This is a genomic window from Jatrophihabitans sp. sgz311053, from assembly GCF_056135305.1.
In genome coordinates this window covers 1,382,627-1,398,313 of record NZ_JBWAXP010000002.1, presented here as the reverse complement: position 1 = coordinate 1,398,313, position 15,687 = coordinate 1,382,627, and the positions used below count along the sequence as shown (strand labels likewise).

Annotated in this window: 19 protein-coding genes; 5 read left to right on the top strand and 14 right to left on the bottom strand. The window is 72.8% G+C overall.

Annotated features, from left to right (window positions below; translation table 11 throughout):
- Window positions 1-101 precede the first annotated feature (101 nt).
- Genes yajC through ruvC form a run of 5 tightly spaced genes read right to left on the bottom strand, consistent with a single transcriptional unit; the run spans window position 102 to window position 3,226 of the window.
- The gene (gene yajC / locus AC0NZQ_RS15515; protein ID WP_474530821.1) at window positions 102-461 is read right to left on the bottom strand and encodes a preprotein translocase subunit YajC; all 360 of its coding nucleotides are present in this window, start codon (window positions 459-461) and stop codon (window positions 102-104) included.
- A 41-nt stretch (window positions 462-502) separates the two neighbouring features.
- Entirely contained in the window at window positions 503-1,549 is a 1,047-nt protein-coding gene (ruvB, locus tag AC0NZQ_RS15510; protein ID WP_474530820.1) for a Holliday junction branch migration DNA helicase RuvB, read from the bottom strand.
- Entirely contained in the window at window positions 1,546-2,160 is a 615-nt protein-coding gene (gene ruvA, locus AC0NZQ_RS15505; protein ID WP_474530819.1) for a Holliday junction branch migration protein RuvA, read from the bottom strand. The genes ruvB and ruvA overlap by 4 nt, the downstream gene beginning before the upstream one ends.
- Window positions 2,157-2,714 carry a hypothetical protein gene (locus AC0NZQ_RS15500; RefSeq protein ID WP_474530818.1) on the bottom strand — a complete coding sequence of 186 codons (558 nt, stop codon included), beginning with the start codon at window positions 2,712-2,714 and terminating at the stop codon, window positions 2,157-2,159. The genes ruvA and AC0NZQ_RS15500 overlap by 4 nt, the downstream gene beginning before the upstream one ends.
- A complete protein-coding gene (gene ruvC, locus AC0NZQ_RS15495) occupies window positions 2,711-3,226 on the bottom strand; it encodes a crossover junction endodeoxyribonuclease RuvC (RefSeq protein ID WP_474530817.1) in 516 nt (171 codons plus the stop codon). The genes AC0NZQ_RS15500 and ruvC overlap by 4 nt, the downstream gene beginning before the upstream one ends.
- Window positions 3,227-3,322: 96 nt before the next feature.
- Here ruvC and AC0NZQ_RS15490 point away from each other — a divergent pair, with 96 nt between their 5' ends.
- Both AC0NZQ_RS15490 and AC0NZQ_RS15485 read left to right on the top strand, forming a co-directional pair.
- A complete protein-coding gene (locus tag AC0NZQ_RS15490) occupies window positions 3,323-4,162 on the top strand; it encodes a site-2 protease family protein (RefSeq protein WP_474530816.1) in 840 nt (279 codons plus the stop codon).
- An 85-nt stretch (window positions 4,163-4,247) separates the two neighbouring features.
- Complete coding sequence (locus AC0NZQ_RS15485; RefSeq protein ID WP_474530815.1) at window positions 4,248-4,721, top strand: hypothetical protein; 474 nt, start codon at window positions 4,248-4,250, stop codon at window positions 4,719-4,721.
- 29 nt (window positions 4,722-4,750) lie between these two features.
- Here the strand turns inward: AC0NZQ_RS15485 and AC0NZQ_RS15480 are convergent, their stop codons facing one another.
- From AC0NZQ_RS15480 to AC0NZQ_RS15470, 3 genes are read right to left on the bottom strand one after another with little or no spacing between them, the layout of a single operon-like run.
- Complete coding sequence (locus tag AC0NZQ_RS15480; protein ID WP_474530814.1) at window positions 4,751-5,506, bottom strand: YebC/PmpR family DNA-binding transcriptional regulator; 756 nt, start codon at window positions 5,504-5,506, stop codon at window positions 4,751-4,753.
- 44 nt (window positions 5,507-5,550) lie between these two features.
- Complete coding sequence (pdxT, locus tag AC0NZQ_RS15475; protein ID WP_474530813.1) at window positions 5,551-6,144, bottom strand: pyridoxal 5'-phosphate synthase glutaminase subunit PdxT; 594 nt, start codon at window positions 6,142-6,144, stop codon at window positions 5,551-5,553.
- A 49-nt stretch (window positions 6,145-6,193) separates the two neighbouring features.
- Window positions 6,194-6,754, bottom strand: a complete 561-nt coding sequence (locus AC0NZQ_RS15470) for a TetR/AcrR family transcriptional regulator (RefSeq protein ID WP_474530812.1) — start codon at window positions 6,752-6,754, stop codon at window positions 6,194-6,196.
- Window positions 6,755-7,046: 292 nt separating this feature from the next.
- Here AC0NZQ_RS15470 and AC0NZQ_RS15465 point away from each other — a divergent pair, with 292 nt between their 5' ends.
- From AC0NZQ_RS15465 to AC0NZQ_RS15455, 3 genes are read left to right on the top strand one after another with little or no spacing between them, the layout of a single operon-like run.
- A complete protein-coding gene (locus tag AC0NZQ_RS15465; RefSeq protein ID WP_474530810.1) occupies window positions 7,047-8,327 on the top strand; it encodes a hypothetical protein in 1,281 nt (426 codons plus the stop codon).
- Window positions 8,321-9,682: a WS/DGAT/MGAT family O-acyltransferase gene (locus AC0NZQ_RS15460; RefSeq protein WP_474530809.1), complete on the top strand. Its 1,362-nt coding sequence runs from the start codon at window positions 8,321-8,323 to the stop codon at window positions 9,680-9,682. The genes AC0NZQ_RS15465 and AC0NZQ_RS15460 overlap by 7 nt, the downstream gene beginning before the upstream one ends.
- Entirely contained in the window at window positions 9,682-11,103 is a 1,422-nt protein-coding gene (locus AC0NZQ_RS15455) for a hypothetical protein (protein ID WP_474530807.1), read from the top strand. Before AC0NZQ_RS15460 ends, AC0NZQ_RS15455 begins: the two co-directional genes overlap by 1 nt.
- Window positions 11,104-11,109: 6 nt before the next feature.
- Here the strand turns inward: AC0NZQ_RS15455 and AC0NZQ_RS15450 are convergent, their stop codons facing one another.
- From AC0NZQ_RS15450 to AC0NZQ_RS15425, 6 genes are read right to left on the bottom strand one after another with little or no spacing between them, the layout of a single operon-like run.
- On the bottom strand, window positions 11,110-11,550 hold the full coding sequence (locus tag AC0NZQ_RS15450; RefSeq protein ID WP_474530806.1) for a DUF2752 domain-containing protein: 441 nt from the start codon (window positions 11,548-11,550) through the stop codon (window positions 11,110-11,112).
- Window positions 11,547-12,005, bottom strand: coding sequence for a TM2 domain-containing protein (locus AC0NZQ_RS15445; RefSeq protein ID WP_474530805.1), 459 nt, complete (start codon window positions 12,003-12,005; stop codon window positions 11,547-11,549). Before AC0NZQ_RS15445 ends, AC0NZQ_RS15450 begins: the two co-directional genes overlap by 4 nt.
- A 28-nt stretch (window positions 12,006-12,033) precedes the next feature.
- A complete protein-coding gene (gene pdxS, locus AC0NZQ_RS15440) occupies window positions 12,034-12,939 on the bottom strand; it encodes a pyridoxal 5'-phosphate synthase lyase subunit PdxS (protein ID WP_474530804.1) in 906 nt (301 codons plus the stop codon).
- A 21-nt stretch (window positions 12,940-12,960) separates the two neighbouring features.
- Complete coding sequence (locus AC0NZQ_RS15435) at window positions 12,961-14,004, bottom strand: DUF3048 domain-containing protein (protein ID WP_474530803.1); 1,044 nt, start codon at window positions 14,002-14,004, stop codon at window positions 12,961-12,963.
- Window positions 14,001-14,540: a LemA family protein gene (locus AC0NZQ_RS15430; protein WP_474530802.1), complete on the bottom strand. Its 540-nt coding sequence runs from the start codon at window positions 14,538-14,540 to the stop codon at window positions 14,001-14,003. Before AC0NZQ_RS15430 ends, AC0NZQ_RS15435 begins: the two co-directional genes overlap by 4 nt.
- Window positions 14,541-14,549: 9 nt before the next feature.
- Complete coding sequence (locus tag AC0NZQ_RS15425; protein WP_474530801.1) at window positions 14,550-15,683, bottom strand: glycosyltransferase family 4 protein; 1,134 nt, start codon at window positions 15,681-15,683, stop codon at window positions 14,550-14,552.
- Between the last annotated feature and the right edge of the window lie 4 nt (window positions 15,684-15,687).

The following is a 15,687-nucleotide window of genomic DNA, read 5'->3' as shown; positions in this document are numbered from 1 at the left end:
TCCTCGGTCATGGTCTTCGCATCGGTGCGGGCCGCCGGTCAGTATGACCGACGGTGCCCGGGAACTGGGTCACGGGCGAGCGTGACGAGCGGACGGAACGCCTAGCGGGGCCCGCCACGATTGTCCGATTCGCCCTTGTCGACGTCGACACCAGGCGCCTCGTCGGTGGTGGAGACGCCCGCTCGTCCCTGGAACCGGCCCGGCAGCGTGCCGACATCGCGTAGGGCGGCGAGCTCCCAGCGGACCTCCACACCGGGGGCGATCGAGAGTGCGACGGTGTCGTCCTCGTGCTTGGCGACCACGGTCCCGTAGAGGCCGGAGGTCGTCATGACCTCTGTGCCGACGCCGATGGCCTCAGCCAGCGCGAGCTGTGCCGCCTGCTGCTTGCGACGCTGGCGCCCGGCGTAGGTGATGAAGACGATGATGATCGCGGCGAAGGCGATCAGCGGCAGGTATTCCACTCGGAGGTGTCCCGGGGGTCGAGGTCAGGTCCGCGCACACCCTACGCGTCGAAGAGGGTCGGCCCCTGTGAACGCGCCGCGTCGGCGGGGGCGGGCAGCCCCAGATGTTCCCAGGCGGCGGGCGTGGCGACCCGACCCCGCGGCGTCCGGGCCAGCAGTCCGGCGCGGACGAGGAAGGGCTCGGCGACGTCCTCCACCGTCTCGACCTCCTCGCCCACGGCGACGGCGAGGGTCCCCACGCCGACCGGACCGCCGCCGAAACGACGTACCAGCGCGTCGAGCACGGCGCGGTCGAGGCGATCCAGGCCGAGGTCGTCGACGTCGTAGACGGCCAGCGCCGCCCGCGCGACCGTCTCGGTGACGATCCCGTCGGCGCGGACCTCCGCGTAGTCCCGCACCCGGCGCAGCAGCCGGTTCGCGATGCGCGGCGTGCCGCGGGAGCGTCCGGCGATCTCGGCGGCGCCGTCCGCGTGCAGCGGCACCCCGAGCAGCGAGGCGGAGCGGGTCAGCACCTGCTCCAGCTCGCCGGCGTCGTAGAAGTCCATGTGCCCGGTGAAGCCGAACCGGTCGCGCAGCGGGCCGGTGAGCAGCCCGGCCCGGGTGGTGGCGCCCACCAGCGTGAACGGGGCCAGGTCGAGCGGGATCGCCGTCGCGCCGGGACCCTTCCCGACGACGACGTCGACGCGGTAGTCCTCCATCGCCATGTACAGCAGTTCCTCGGCCGGCCGGGCGATGCGGTGGATCTCGTCCACGAAGAGGACCTCACCCTCGGTGAGGCTGGTCAGCAGCGCGGCGAGGTCCCCGGCCCGCTCGATGGCGGGCCCGCTGGTCACCCGGATCGGCGCCCCGAGCTCGGCGGCGACGATCATGGCGAGGCTGGTCTTGCCCAGCCCGGGCGGGCCGGAGAGCAGGATGTGATCCGGTGGCCGGGAACGGCGCATCGCCGACTCCAACACCAGTTCCAGCTGCTCTCGCACCTTCGGCTGGCCGACGAACTCGGCGAGCCCCTTCGGCCGCAGCGAGGCGTCGATCTCGCGTTCCTCGGGCAGCACCGCCGCGTCGACGATGTCGATGTCGGGGTTGCTCACCGGGTCCGGCCCAGCATCTGGATGGAGCGCCGCAGCAGGGCCGAGACGTCCGCCGGACCGTCGGCGACGTCGGCGGCCACGACCTCGATGGCGTCGCCGGCCTCCTTCGCCGAGAAGCCCAGCCCGGCCAGCGCGTGCGCGAGCTGATCCCGCCAGGGCGCGACGGCGGCGACCGCTCCCCCCACCTGCACGGCGTCGTCGGAACCGTCGATCGCGCCGATGCGGTCGCGCAGCTCGATGACGATGCGCTCGGCCCCCTTGCGCCCGATGCCTGGCACCTTGACCAGGGTGGCGAAGTCGGACGTCGCGATGGCGCGGCGCAGCTCGCGCGGCGGGTGGACCGCCAGCATGGTCTGCGCCAGCTTCGGACCCACGCCGTTGGCCGTCTGCAGCAGCTCGAAGAGCGCCCGCTCGTCGTCGTCGGCGAAGCCGTAGAGCGTCAGCGAGTCTTCCCGGACGACCAGCGAGGTGGCGAGCCGGGCCTGCTCCCCCACCCGCAGCCGGGCGATGGTGCCGGGCGAGCAGGAGACCGCCAGCCCGACGCCGCCGACCTCGACGACGGCCCCGTCCGGCGCCACCGCGGCGACCGTGCCCCGGACGCTGGCGATCACGACCCGGCCTCCGGCTGAGCCTCCGCGTGGCGCTTCGCGGCGGCGAGGGCGGCCCGGGACAGGCCGGCGTCGTCCAGCTCGAGCCGGGCACGCAGCTCGAGGGCCTTCGTGAAGCGCTCGACGGCGTCGTCCCAGTGCTGCTGGTCGTAGTCGTTCTCGCCGGCGTGCTGGTGGGTGAAGGCCTCGACCACCGGACCGAACTGGTCGGCCGCGGCCAGCAGCTCGGTGTAGAGCGGGTTGGAGTCCACGAAGTCGCCGCGCCACTGGTGCACCCGCGCCAGCCGGAGCCGGGCCAGGTGCTGCTGGGCGGCGGTGCCGTCGATCTCGGCACGGTCGACGGCGGCGTTGGCCTCGTCGAGCGCCTCGTCCAGCTCGCCCTCGATGCGCAGCAGGTCGACCAGGTCGCCGCGGGCCAGCAGCTCGCCGGTCTCGTCCGGCGCGTTCCGGATCTCGCCGCGCAGCCGGTCACGATGGCCGGCAACGTCCTGGCGGAACGATTCACGCAGCGTCTCGGGGTCGTAGCTGATCTCGGGCAGCTCGATCGGCTCGCTCATGCCTTCACTCTCGCAAGCGCCTCGGACATCCGGCGCTGCGCCCCGCCGCGCCAGACGTGACAGATCGCCAGCGCGAGGGCGTCGGCGGCGTCGGCGGGCCTCGGGGCCGCACCGAGACGCAGCAGTCGCGCCACCATCGCGCCGACCTGCGCCTTGTCGGCGGTACCCGATCCGGTGACGGCGGCCTTGACCTCGCTCGGCGTGTGCAGTGCCACCGGCACACCGGCCCGGGTCGCCGCGACGATGGCCAGCCCCGCGACCTGCGCGGTGCCCATCACGGTGCGGACGTTGTGCTGGCTGAAGACCCGCTCGACCGCGACGATGTCGGGCCGGTGGATCGCGATCGCCTCGGCGATCGCATCGGCCTGGGCGACGAGACGTGCGCCGGCCTCGGCGTCCGGGGCCGTCGCCGAGACCGCCACGTGCACCAGGCTCAGCGGCCGTCCCGGCGCGCCGTCGACGACGCCGATACCGCAGCGGGTGACACCGGGGTCGATACCGAGCACGCGCACCGCGGTGCCTCCTCGCTGCCCTGGCCGCCGGTCGAACGGTCGTTCGAACGCTGAGCCTAGGTCACCGGCACGGCTTGCTCCCGTACCGTGCGCAGCGTGTCGGTCTACAACCTCGGCAACCGCCGCCGCAGCGCCAACCGGCGACCCAGCCCGCTCTTCCTGGTCTTCGTCGCCGTGACGGCGGCCGGCGGCGCCCTGGCATGGGTCACGACGGCCGCCGGCTCCACGCTGGGCAACATCGGCGTGACGATCTTCGTCCTCGGCGGCTGGGTCGTCTCGGTCTGCCTCCACGAGTTCGCGCACGCCTACGCCGCCTACCGAGCCGGGGACGGCAGCGTCGAGGCCGCCGGGTACCTGACTCTGAACCCCTTCAAGTACGCCCATCCGGTGCTGTCGATCGTGCTGCCGCTCTTCTTCATCCTGCAGGGCGGCATCGGGTTGCCCGGCGGCGCCGTCTACCTGCACCGTCACGCCTTCCGCAGCCGCGCCATGCAGAGCGTCGCGGCCGCCGTGGGACCCCTCACCAACCTGGTGCTCGGCGTCGTGCTGCTGCTGCTCGCGAAGTCTCACATCGGCGACCTCGCGCTCTATCTCAGCGACGGGGTGTCGCCGGACAACCACGCGCGGTTCTGGTCCGGCGTCGCCTTCCTCGGCTTCCTGCAGATCACGGCGGCCGTCCTCAACCTGCTGCCGGTGCCGGGCCTGGACGGCTACGCCATCATCGAGCCCTACCTCGACCCGCAGACCCAGCAGTACGGCGACAAGGTGAAGCCCTGGGGCATGCTCGGCGTCATCGTGCTGCTGATCGTCTTCCAGCCGCTGAACGACGCCTTCTTCGACCTCGTCGACAACCTCAGCGGCCTCACCGGTGCCAACGAGCTGCTCTGGCGGGCCGGCAGAACGTTCTTCCAGTTCTGGCAGCACCCAGCGCTCTGAGCGGCACGGCCGCCGACAGCTTTTAAGGCTGCCCGAAGCGCGATCCCCCAGCCTGGGCGCACCATTCCCGGACCCAAGGATCGCCATGACCCTCTCCCGCGCAGCGGCCGCTCTCCTCGTCACCGGACTCGTCACCGGACTGCTCACCGCCTGCGGCTCGGATGCCGACTCGGCCAGCGGCGGCAGCGGCGGTCCTGAGACACCCTGCGACGTCACCGACCAGGCGACGGTGGCGTCTGTCTTCCCCGGCGCGAGTGCCGGCAAGCCCGGCCAGAGCCGCAACTGCAGCTACAGCTTCGCCAAGGGGACGGTCAACGTCTACCTCTTCGACGGCGACCTCGATCGGTACAAGAAGCAGGCCAAGGACAACGACATCGCCTTCACCTCTGTCCAGGTGGGCGACGCCGCCATCAAGGACCAGCTGCACACGCTGACCGTGCAGCAGGGCGACGTGCTCTTCGCCGTGCAGACGCTCGGCACCAGCGTGCAGGAGTCCAAGCTCGCCGAGTTCGACGACCAGAACCTCGCCCTGGCCAAGAAGATCGCCGCCGACCTCTGACGGGACGACCCCCGACCCCCTCCGACGGACTACCCGGCGCCGACGGCCTCGAGAACCTCGTCGCTGGCGTCGAAGTTGGCGAAGACGTTCTGGACGTCGTCGAGATCCTCGAGGGCGTCGATGAGCTTGAGCACCTTGCGGGCGCCCTCCTCGTCCAGCTCGACCTGGACGCTGGGCAGGAACGACGAGTCGGCCGAGTCGTACTCGATGCCCGCCTCCTGCAGCGCCGTCCGCACCGGGACGAGGTCGGTCGCCTCGCTCACCACCTCGAAGGCGCCCCCGAGGTTGTTGACCTCCTCGGCGCCGGCGTCCAGCACAGCGGCGAGGACGTCGTCCTCGTCCAGGCCGTTGTCGGGGACGACCACGACGCCCTTGCGGTTGAACATGTAGGAGACCGAACCGGGGTCGGCCATGCTGCCGCCGTTGCGCGTCATGGCGGTGCGGACCTCCATGGCGGCGCGGTTCTTGTTGTCGGTGAGGCACTCGATGAGGACGGCCACACCGTTGGGGCCGTAGCCCTCGTACATGATCGTCTGCCAGTCGGCACCGCCGGCCTCGGCGCCGGAGCCGCGCTTGACGGCACGGTCGATGTTGTCGATCGGGACCGAGTTCTTGCGCGCCTTCTGGATCGCGTCGTAGAGCGTCGGGTTGCCGTCCGGGTCACCGCCACCGCTGCGGGCCGCGACCTCGATGTTCTTGATGAGCTTGGCGAACAGCTTGCCGCGCTTGGCGTCCTTCGCGGCCTTCTGATGCTTGGTCGTCGCCCATTTGGAGTGGCCTGACACGTCGGCGCTCCTGTCTGCTGATGCCGGTGATCCGACAGACGAGTCTAGCTGGCGGCCTCGGCGACCATGCGGCAGAAGTAGGCGTGCACGCGGCCGTCGCCGGTGACCTCCGGATGGAAGGACGTGGCGAGCAGCGGCCCCTGCCGCACCGCCACCACGTGACCGCCGCTGGTGGTGCCGAGCGGCTCGGCCCGCGGACCGACCTGGTGCACCCACGGGGCCCGGATGAAGACGGCGCGGACCGGTCCGCCGTCGACGCCGTCGATGGCGACGTCCTCCTCGAAGGAGTCCACCTGCCGGCCGAAGGCGTTACGGCGCACGGAGATGTCCAGACCGCCGATTGTCTCGGCCAGCTGGTCGCCGCCGGAGTCCACCCGGTCGGCGAGCAGGATCATGCCGGCGCAGGAGCCGTAGACGGGCAGGCCCGCGCCGATCCGCTCGCGTAGCGGTTCGAGCAGCTCGAAGGTGCGGGCGAGCTTGACCATCGTGGTCGACTCCCCACCCGGCAACACCAGCCCGTCGACCGCGGCGAGCTCCCGCGGACGCCGCACCGGGACAGCAGCGCAGCCGGCGGCCTCGAGGGCCCTGGCGTGCTCGCGCACGTCTCCTTGCAGGGCGAGGATTCCGATCGTCGGCACGACGTCTGAGCCTAGTGCGCCCGCGGCCACGCCGGGACCGGCCCACCCGTCAGGTGCAGACAGCCGACCCCAGCAGCGAGGCAACCCGTCGATGCAGGAAGGCGCGTAGGGCTGCCGCCGAGGTCGACATCTCGCTGTCGAACATCACCAGGGAGAGCAGCAGCCGGCTGCTCAGTTCCGCGATCTCGGGCAGATCGTCGGCCAGCTCGGGTTCGAGCGCGAGCATCGGCGCGAGGAACGAGGTCGCGCGGGCCATCGACTCGGGACCGAAGGGCTCGCCGAAGCCCGGCAGCCCCGCCTCGCTGCCGCTGGCGACCCGGACCAACGCCGGCGACCGCCGGAACTCCTCGGTGGCCGCCACCAGCACCTCGACGAGGTAGTCGGCTGCCGTCCGGGCGGCGGCGGCACGGTCGGTGATGCGCACGAGCGCCTCGGTGGCCGCGTGCAGCACTGCCGCCGAGGCGAGCTGCTCGCGGGTTCCGAAGGCGGCGTAGACCGTCGGGCGGGAGACCCCGGCACCGGCGGCGACCGCGGTGATGGTGAGCCCGTCGACACCCACGGCGCCGAGTCGATCGACGGCCGCCTGCAGGATGCGCTCGCGGACCTCCATACCTCTCAGTATTGGCGGCGAGGTACCGAGGCGCGAGCTGAGACCCATATCGCAGCGCAGGTCGCTTTGACGGTCTTGACGGCGATTGTCAACCCTGTAAAGACTCAGTCAACTGATTTCGACCGGTTTGTCCGGTTTCGGAAGCAGGTCGACGACGCGGTCGAGCATGCCTTGCTGGCCTACCGATCCTCCGGGAGAACTCGTGAAATCGACGTCCGCCCGCCACCTCCCCCTCCCCACCCCCGGCCCGCAATTGTTGGCAGGATCCCGGCAGCCGGGTCGGCTCCCGAACATGGCTCTCGTCTTCCGGGTGGAGAGTCCGCTCGGGCGCGAGCAGCTCACCGCAGAGGCGACGCGACTGGCCGGCACCGTCTTCGGTCTCGGCCGGCGCCTCTCCACCCCGCGAGTGCCCGGCGCACGCCCCCGCTGGTACGCCGACGCCACCGTGCCGCCGGTCGAGGTCACCACCGGCCGTCCGACGACGGCGCTGCAACCCTGGTTGGACGATCGCGTCAGCCGCCCCGTCGACCCTGCCGACGGCAGCGGCTGGCGCCTGGATGCCTTCGTCTGCCCGGACGGCGCGACCTACGTGGCGCTGACGATGAGCCACCTCTACGGGACGGGCCGCGACTTCATCGCCGCCGCCTTCGGTGACGCGGCCGCCCCGGAGACCGTCGTCGCCTCGTCCCCACCGCCGCTGCGTCGCGAGCTGGGCGACGCGGCGGCACGATTCGGCGCCGGAGCGATCGGCCTCCGGCGACTGGCCGGCTCGGCACGCGACTCGCTGCGTTCCGGCGGTGCGGTCGGTGACATCGCAGACCTGGCCGCCGTGCTGGCCGCTCGCCGTCACCGAGACCCCACCCGGGGCCGCCCCTCCGGTCGCCGGGTGACGGCGCTGGCCCGGGTGCGGGCCGCCGACTGGGGCGAGGCCGCCGCCAGTCGCGGGGCGACGCCGGGCGTCCTGCAGAACGCGGTGGTCGGCAATCTGGTGCGCCGGGCGCGCCGGGGCCGCGGCGCGGACCCGGCGCGCGACATCCGCCTGATCGTGCCGGTCGACCTCGCCGACCGGGACCTGCCGGCGCGGGCCGACGCCACGGTGGGCGAGATCGAGCTGACGAGTGCCTGCGTGACGCTGCCGGGTGGTCCCCCGGACCACGGCGACCTCAGCGAGCTGCGGGTCGCCCTCAAGCAGGCCTACGCCGACGCGCGTGACGAGGTGGCCCGCGCCGGCCGGATCCCGGTGGCACCCGGCGTCGTCGACGCGATGCAGCTGCTGCCCGACTCGCTGGCCGCCCGCGCCATGTTCGCCGTCCACGAGACCTACGACGGGGCGTCGTCGCTGGTCGGGACGGTGCCGCCGGGGCTGCTGCGGATCGCCGGGACGCCGGCCGCCGCGGTCTTCCTGCTCGCCTACCCGCTGGGCAGCGATCTCAGCGTCTGCAGCGGCACCGACGGCCGCGACGTCTTCCTCAGCGTGGTGGCCGATCCGAGCCGGCTCGGCGCCGGGCCGCCGCTGCCACAGCGACTGAGCGCCGAGCTGGCCGACTGGGAACTCGAGGCACGGACATGGTGAGCCGGACCCGCCGCCGCACCGAGGCCGCGGTGCCGCTGGTCGACTGGGGCACGATGGCCGTCCGCGGTGGCCGCACCGGCCCGTACCTGCCCCACATGGCGTGGCTGACCTGCTTCCCCGACGCGATCGAGCAGAAGGAGCTCGACGCCGAGGCCGAGCGGATCAACGGCCTGCCGCACGGGCTCGGGCGCCGTCTGGTGCCGGCACGGGTGCCGGGTGCGCACCCGCGCTGGGTCGCGGCGACCACCCCACCGCCACCGGTGCGGCTGGCCCGTGAGGGGCTGGACCGCGACGGGCTGCGCAGCTGGGTGGACGAGCACATCTCACTCCCCCTGGACCCCGAGTACGGCGCCGGCTGGCGACTCTGGGCGGTGACGACGGACGACGGCGGGACGGCCGTCCTGCTCGTCATGCATCACGTCTTCGGCACGGCACGCGGGGTCTGGAACGCGCTCTACGGCGGCGACGAGCCACCGTGGAGCGGCACCACCGGCCGCGCGCTGGACGACGCGAGCCGTTACGGGGTGCGCGACGAGCTGCGGGGCCTGGCCGAACGGTTCGCGCTCGGTGCCCGCGCGGTGCGACACCTCCCGGCGGACCTGCGCAGTGAACGTGCCGCGGCCGCGCTGCGCACCGGCCCGCCGCCACCGCGCGGCCGCGACCGCAGCCGGCCGCCGAACTCCGACCGGCGCATCGCCGCCATGCTCGACCTGCCCGACGGCGCCTGGGACGAGGCGGCGACACGGCTCGGCGGCAGCGGCAACACCCTGCTCACCGCGGTCCTGGCCAACCTGCTCCGACGCTCCCGCATCGCCCGCGGCGGCGACCCGGCCCGCAGCCTGCGCCTCATCCTGCCGGTGGAGCTGCCGCCGGCGCCCGAGCCACCGGGCCGGCTGCGGTCGTCCACACCCATCTTCGATCTCACGACCGCGCCGCTCATCCTGCCCGGGGGGGATCCGTCCTACGGAGATCTGCGAGACATCCGCGCCATGACCAAGGCCGCCTTCCGGGCGGCGACCGAGACCCGGGCCTCCATCCTCGGTGACGTGATGCGGCTGGTCCCCGAACGGGTGGCGCTGCGTGCCGCCGTCGTCGCGGCGGAGGCCAACGACGGCTGCGCCACCAATCCGGGCCAGCTGCCACCGGGACTGCTGCAGCTGGGCGAGCATCGGGCCCACCGTGCGGTCGCCCTCGGCTTCCCGATCGGCAACGAGATGATCGCGACGCTCATGCGCGACGGCGATCGGGTCAGCGTCAGCGTCGTCGCCGATCCGGCCCGCTTGGGCGGCGGGGACCTGCGCGAGTGGCTCGGCGACGAGGTCGTCCGCTGGGACGTCGACGGGCAGGTGTGGTGATGACCGACAGCCTCACCACCTCGACACCGACACCGGCCTCGGCACCGACATCGGCGCCGCCCCGCGCGTCGTCCTCGCGGCTGGACCACCACGCCTCGATGTACGTCGGGACGACCGCCCGCGGGACCGGACTGCCGTGCATCGGCGTCGTCCGCTGGTTCCGCGGCTCCGTCCCACCCGAGGAGATCCGCCGGTACGCCGCGTCGCTAGCCGCCAACACCGACGGCCTGGGCCGCTACGTCCGCTCGGCCCGGGTCCCCGGTGCGCGGTCGCAGTGGGGGGCGCGGACCGAGATCCCGCCGGTGCGGTTCGTCCCGCGAGCCGTGGACCACCTCGCGCTGCGCGACCAGGTCGACATCGAGATCAGCCGGCGACTCGATCCGCGCGACGGCGACGGCTGGCAGATCAGCGTGGTGCCGACCGCCACCGGCGACACCGTCGTGGTCGTCTGGCTGCACCACGCCTACGGCGACGGCCACAGCATCCTCACCTGCGGCTTCAACGAGGAGCACGTCGTCGACGCCGGCGCCGGCTCCGTGGCCGACGCGCTGTCGCTACGCGACGACGCCGCCGATCTCGCCGAACGGATCCGCAGCGGGGCGTGGGGCACCCGACGGCTCGCCTTCGACCTCGTCCGCAGCGGACGCGACCGGGCGCTCCACGGCGAGGTGCGCCGACTGGTCCCGACCCTCGCCGCCGCGCGCGCCTCCGGCCGCCCCGGCGTCGGTGGCCGCTCGACGAGCCGGGTCGCGGGCTTCGCCGCCATCGACGAGCAGGCCTGGGAGACGGCGGCGCAGCGACACGGCGGCCGCAGCAACACCCTCCTCGTGGCCATCACCGCCAACCTGCTCTTCGCCGCGCGCCGGGCGCGCGGGGACGAGATCGCCGACCCCGTCCGGGTGCTGGTCCCGGTCGACATGCGCGCCCGGCGCAGTGGCGCCGGCACCCCGCTGACCGTCAACGCCGCCTCCGCGACGGTCGTCTCGCTCGCCGCGCCGGTGCCCGCCGGCGGCCTGCTGCAGCTGCAGGCCCAGATCGGTGACGCCATCCGCGCCATGCTGGCGACGGAGGGGGCGGACTTCTCACCGCATCCGCCCGGGGTCATCGACGCCATGAAGCTGCTCCCCGCCTCGTGGACCGACCTGCTGGCACGCCGCGTCCAGGCCGGTGTCGACGGGGTCGCCACCAACGTCGGCCGCTTCCCGGCGCATGTCCGTCGGCTGGGGGCCCGGCAGGCGGACCTCACCTTCCCGCTGGCCAGCCCACTGCGCAACGATCTGGCCGCCTGCCTGGGCTGCGCGGACGGTCGCGTCACGCTCGGGGTCGTCGCCGACCCGGCCCGGCTCGGACCGCTCGGCACCGTGCAGGACGTCCTCACCGACGAGCTGCGGGCCTGGGAGCTGACCAACGCGCTGCGCTGATCCGGCTCAGGCGAGATTGCGGACGACGGCCCAGGCGATCCCCACGACGGCGAGCGTGACGCCGAGGACGCCCCGCACCTCGAACCGTCCCCGGCGCGCGACCGGCGCGGCGCGCACCCAGCGCACCGCGGCCCGGCCGAGCAGGAAGAGCAGCAGCGGCGCCAGGATAAGGAGGACGGCATTGTCGGCGAAGGCCGAGCCGATGTCGCCTCGGAGCAGGTCGTGGGTCATCCGCAGGCCGCCGCAGCCGGGACAGTCGAGGCCGGTGAGCGCGTGCCACGGGCAGGCGGGCATGAGCGCACCGGGATCGTGCGGATTCGCCACCCCGAGGTAGCCCAGCCCCGCCGTACCCACGGCGATCGTGCTCGCGACCAGGGCGAGGCGGCCGCGCCGGCTGAACCGGACGGCGCGAGCACCCGCCGGCCGCGACCGATCGAGAAGCGTCACGACTCGCGCAGCAGCCGTCCCCGGCTGTCCCGTGGGCTGCCGGCCAGGATCACGATGGCATCGATGAGGGCCCAGACCCCCAGCCCGCCGCAGGTGAAGAGCTGCGCGATGCCCATCCCGGTGTTGCCCATGTAGAACCGACCGACGCCGAAGCAGCCGAGAAACAGCTGCAGCAACCCGGCGACGAGCTTGGTCTTGTCCGAGTACGGCTCGCCGGTCAGCGGGTGACGGCCGTACGGGGCCGACGGATCGGGGAAGCCGTAACCGGGAGGCGGCGGGTAGCCGGGGGCGTACCCGGCCGGCTGACCCGGCGCCGCGGGGTAGCCCGGATAAGGCTGGCCGTAGGGCTGCTGCCCGGCACCGGCCGGCTGCCCGTACTGCTGGTTGGCCGACGGGTCCTGGCCGGACTTGTCGAAGTTGAGGTGGTCGCCGCTGGGTTCGCTCACGCCGCACATCATGGCCCGGGTCGGGCCGGGCGGGGCTTTACCAGCCGCGCTCGGCGAGCCGGTGCGGCTGCGGGATCTCGTCGACGTTGATGCCGACCATGGCCTCACCGAGGCCGCGCGACACCTTGGCCAGGACGTCCGGGTCGTCGTAGAACGTGGTCGCCTTGACGATCGCCTCCGCCCGCTGCGCCGGGTTGCCGGACTTGAAGATGCCGGAGCCGACGAAGACACCCTCGGCACCGAGCTGCATCATCATGGCCGCGTCGGCCGGCGTGGCGATGCCGCCGGCGGTGAAGAGGACCACCGGCAGCTTGCCGTTGCGGGCGACCTCGACCACGAGCTCGTACGGCGCCTGCAGCTCCTTGGCCGCGACGAAGAGCTCGTCGGGCTCCATGGACCGGAGCCGGTTGATCTCCTTGCGCAGCGAGCGCATGTGGGTGGTGGCGTTGGAGACGTCGCCGGTGCCCGCCTCCCCCTTCGAGCGGATCATGGCCGCGCCCTCGGTGATGCGCCGCAGCGCCTCGCCGAGGTTGGTGGCACCGCAGACGAAGGGGACGGTGAACTGCCACTTGTCGATGTGGTTGGCGTAGTCGGCCGGGGTGAGCACCTCGGACTCGTCGATGTAGTCCACGCCCAGCGACTGCAGCACCTGCGCCTCGACGAAGTGGCCGATCCGCGCCTTGGCCATGACGGGGATGGAGACGGCCTCGATGATGCCGTCGATCATGTCCGGGTCGCTCATGCGCGACACGCCGCCCTGGGCCCGGATGTCGGCCGGGACGCGCTCGAGGGCCATCACGGCGACGGCGCCGGCGTCCTCGGCGATCTTGGCCTGCTCGGCGGTGACGACGTCCATGATGACGCCGCCCTTGAGCATCTCGGCCATCCCGCGCTTGACGCGCGCGGTGCCGACGGTGGGCTCGGAAGGGGTCTGCTCGGACATGGCGCCCATTCTACGAGCCCGTCAGGAGCCGACCCGCTGCCCCTTCTTGGTGAGCACGACCCAGGCACCGCCGGGCTTGAAGAGCAGCGGTCGCCCCTTGGCGTCGGCGAAGGTGGTGCCGCCGGCGATGCTGGTGCGCTTCCAGGTGCCGGTGATGCGCTTGCCGTCCCGGAAGAGCACGACGGTGCCGGCGCCGATGGTGTGCGTGTACTGGTTCGGGTTGCCGTTGACGTCCGTGTCGCCGGGGAACGGCTCGACCTTGCACAGCTGCACCAGCACGTTCGGCGTGGTGATCGCGGTCCCCGCCGCGGTGCGCTGCGCGGTGCCGTTGATGTAGCGGACGTAGCGCTTGGTCTTGGTGTTGTACCGGAACTCGACGGGCGTGCCGCCGACCATGGTCTCGACCCGGCTGCCGGCGGCGGCCCCGCCCAGCTGCGAGCCCGACGCGCTCCAGGTGAAGCCGACGCTGCGCGCTCGCGGCGCCTTGAGCGCACGGGCGATGGTCTTCAGGTTGGCGCTGAGGTTGTACGGCGCCGGCTTGTCACTCTCGCGCTGGAAGCCCGGACCGCCGCGGTCGTTGATGCTGGTTTTGAGGTAGGAGCGGTCCAGGATGCGCAGCGGCACCCGGGCACCACCGGAGGCGACGTAGGCGATCTTGCCGTACTGGCTCACCAGCTCCGGGTCGGCGGGGCGGGTGCTGCGGACCGACTCGACGACCGGGAGCCTGCTGTGGAAGACGCCGACGAGCCGGGTGAGCCCGCCCTCGACCTCTTCGATGTAGACGATGTCGGCCTTGTCGATGTTGCGCTGCGGCCGGCCGTTGGCCGTGTCGTCGATCTTCACGGCGACCACGCCGTTGCGGCTCACCGCGCCGCCGGTGAGCGGGTCGCGGGCCGGGGCCGGCGCCGGGGTGGTGGCCGACGTGCTCGACGACGGCGGCGGGGTCGTCGGCGTCGTCGAGGAGGTCTGCTTGTCGTCGCTGCCGCTGCACGCGGCGGTGCCCATCAGCAGCGTGCCGGTGAGACCGACGGCGAGCACTCGGGCGTGGCGGGACATCCGGGTCATCGGGATTCCTTTTCTGGCAGCGTGTCGTCGATGTCGAAGAACTGCGGCATCTCGCGCCGCCCGGCCATGCGGAACAGTCGCGGCAGGCGGCGGGCACGCAGCGATCGCGTGTCACGGACCGCGTCATTGTAGAAACGACGGGCGATGAGGACGCGCGCGGCCGCCTCGCGGAGTTCGGCGACGGCCTCGGTGGCGGCGCAGTCGGGGCGCTCGGCCAGCTCGACCACGGCCCGGCCCACCAGGTTCTCCGCGTGCTCCCGGTCGGCCCCCTCGGCCGCCACGTCCTGCCCGGTGGCGAGGGCTCGGCGGGCGACCGCCTCGTAGTGCCGGCGCTCGGCCTCGGGGACGCGGCTGTCCGGAGCCTCGGCGACGTGCTGCAGGGCCGCCGCCCGCCGGACGAGCTGAGCGTCCATCGCGGCCTGGGCCGCGTCCACCCGGGCGTGCAGCCGGTCGAGGCGGGTCAGGGTGAAGGTGAACCACATGGTCAGCAGGACCGCGACGACGAGCGCCGCCACGAACCAGCCGATCGCGAGCACCTCTGGACCCTAGCCGGGCGGCGTGCCCGCACCGGCGATGGCCAGCTCGTAGACACGCAGGACGTCGCTCACGATGACCGACCAGTCGAAGGGCTCGACGACCCGTGTTCCGGCCTCGACCAGCCGGGACCGGAGCTCGGCGTCGTCGAGGACGTCGGCCAGCGCGTCGGCGAGGGACCGGGCGTCCCCGACCGCGAACTGTCGCCCCGCCGCACCGGCGCCGAGGACGCGGGTGAAGGCGGGGATGTCGCTGGCCACGACCGCGGTGCGGGCGGCCATGGCCTCGAGCAGGATGACGCCGAAGCTCTCCTGGCCGGTGTTCGGCGCGCAGTAGACGTCCACGCTGCGCAGCATGCGGGCCTTGTCCTCTTCGCTGACCTGGCCGAGCATCACGAAGCGCTCCGACAGCCCGGCCGGCAGCTCCTCGCGGAACTCCGCCTCGTCGCCGCGGCCGGCGACCAGCACCTGCAGCTCCGGCCGCTGCGGCGCCAGGATCGCCAGGGCCTCGACCAGCGTCTCCATGCCCTTGCGGGGCTCGTCGAAGCGACCCACGAAGCCGATGGTGCCGCCGTCGCGCGGGTAGCCGTCCAGCGTGCCGGCGTCGGCGTAGTGGTCTACCGCCACGCCGTTGGGGATGACGACGGCGTCACCCCCCAAGTGCTCGACGATGACCCGCCGCGCTGCCGGCGAGACGGCGATCTTGCCCGAGATCTTCTCCAGGAACGGCTGCAGCACGGTGTCGAACATCGACAGGAAGCGCGACTTGACGGTGGCCACGTGGAAGGTCGCCACCAGTGGACCGTCGTGGATCATGCACGTCAGCAGCGACAAGCTCGGCGGCGCCGGCTCGTGCACGTGGACCACGTCGAAGGCGCCGTCGCGCAGCCAGCGACGCACGCGCGCCGCGGAGAGCATGCCGAACTGCAGCCGGGCGACGGAGCCGTTGTACGGGATGGGGACGGCCTTGCCGGCGACGACGAGATAAGGCGGGCTGCCGTGGCGCGCCAGCATCTCCTCGTCCCCCGGCGCGAGCACCGAGACCTCGTGGCCGAGTTCGATGAGCTTCTCGGCGAGGTCCCTGACGTGCGCCTGGACACCGCCGGGGATGTCCCAGGAGTAGGGGCAGACGATCCCGATCCGCATCGCC

Excerpts from the sequence above, each read along its gene's own strand:
- AC0NZQ_RS15500 (WP_474530818.1), bottom strand. The coding sequence starts at position 2,714 with ATGAGCGAGCCGATCGAGCTGCCCGAGATCAGCTACGACCCCGAGACG.
- AC0NZQ_RS15485 (WP_474530815.1), top strand. The coding sequence starts at position 4,248 with ATGACCCTCTCCCGCGCAGCGGCCGCTCTCCTCGTCACCGGACTCGTC.
- AC0NZQ_RS15470 (WP_474530812.1), bottom strand. The coding sequence starts at position 6,754 with ATGGAGGTCCGCGAGCGCATCCTGCAGGCGGCCGTCGATCGACTCGGC.
- AC0NZQ_RS15465 (WP_474530810.1), top strand. The coding sequence starts at position 7,047 with ATGGCTCTCGTCTTCCGGGTGGAGAGTCCGCTCGGGCGCGAGCAGCTC.
- AC0NZQ_RS15460 (WP_474530809.1), top strand. The coding sequence starts at position 8,321 with ATGGTGAGCCGGACCCGCCGCCGCACCGAGGCCGCGGTGCCGCTGGTC.
- AC0NZQ_RS15455 (WP_474530807.1), top strand. The coding sequence starts at position 9,682 with ATGACCGACAGCCTCACCACCTCGACACCGACACCGGCCTCGGCACCG.
- AC0NZQ_RS15445 (WP_474530805.1), bottom strand. The coding sequence starts at position 12,005 with ATGTGCGGCGTGAGCGAACCCAGCGGCGACCACCTCAACTTCGACAAG.
- pdxS (WP_474530804.1), bottom strand. The coding sequence starts at position 12,939 with ATGTCCGAGCAGACCCCTTCCGAGCCCACCGTCGGCACCGCGCGCGTC.
- AC0NZQ_RS15435 (WP_474530803.1), bottom strand. The coding sequence starts at position 14,004 with ATGACCCGGATGTCCCGCCACGCCCGAGTGCTCGCCGTCGGTCTCACC.
- AC0NZQ_RS15425 (WP_474530801.1), bottom strand. The coding sequence starts at position 15,683 with ATGCGGATCGGGATCGTCTGCCCCTACTCCTGGGACATCCCCGGCGGT.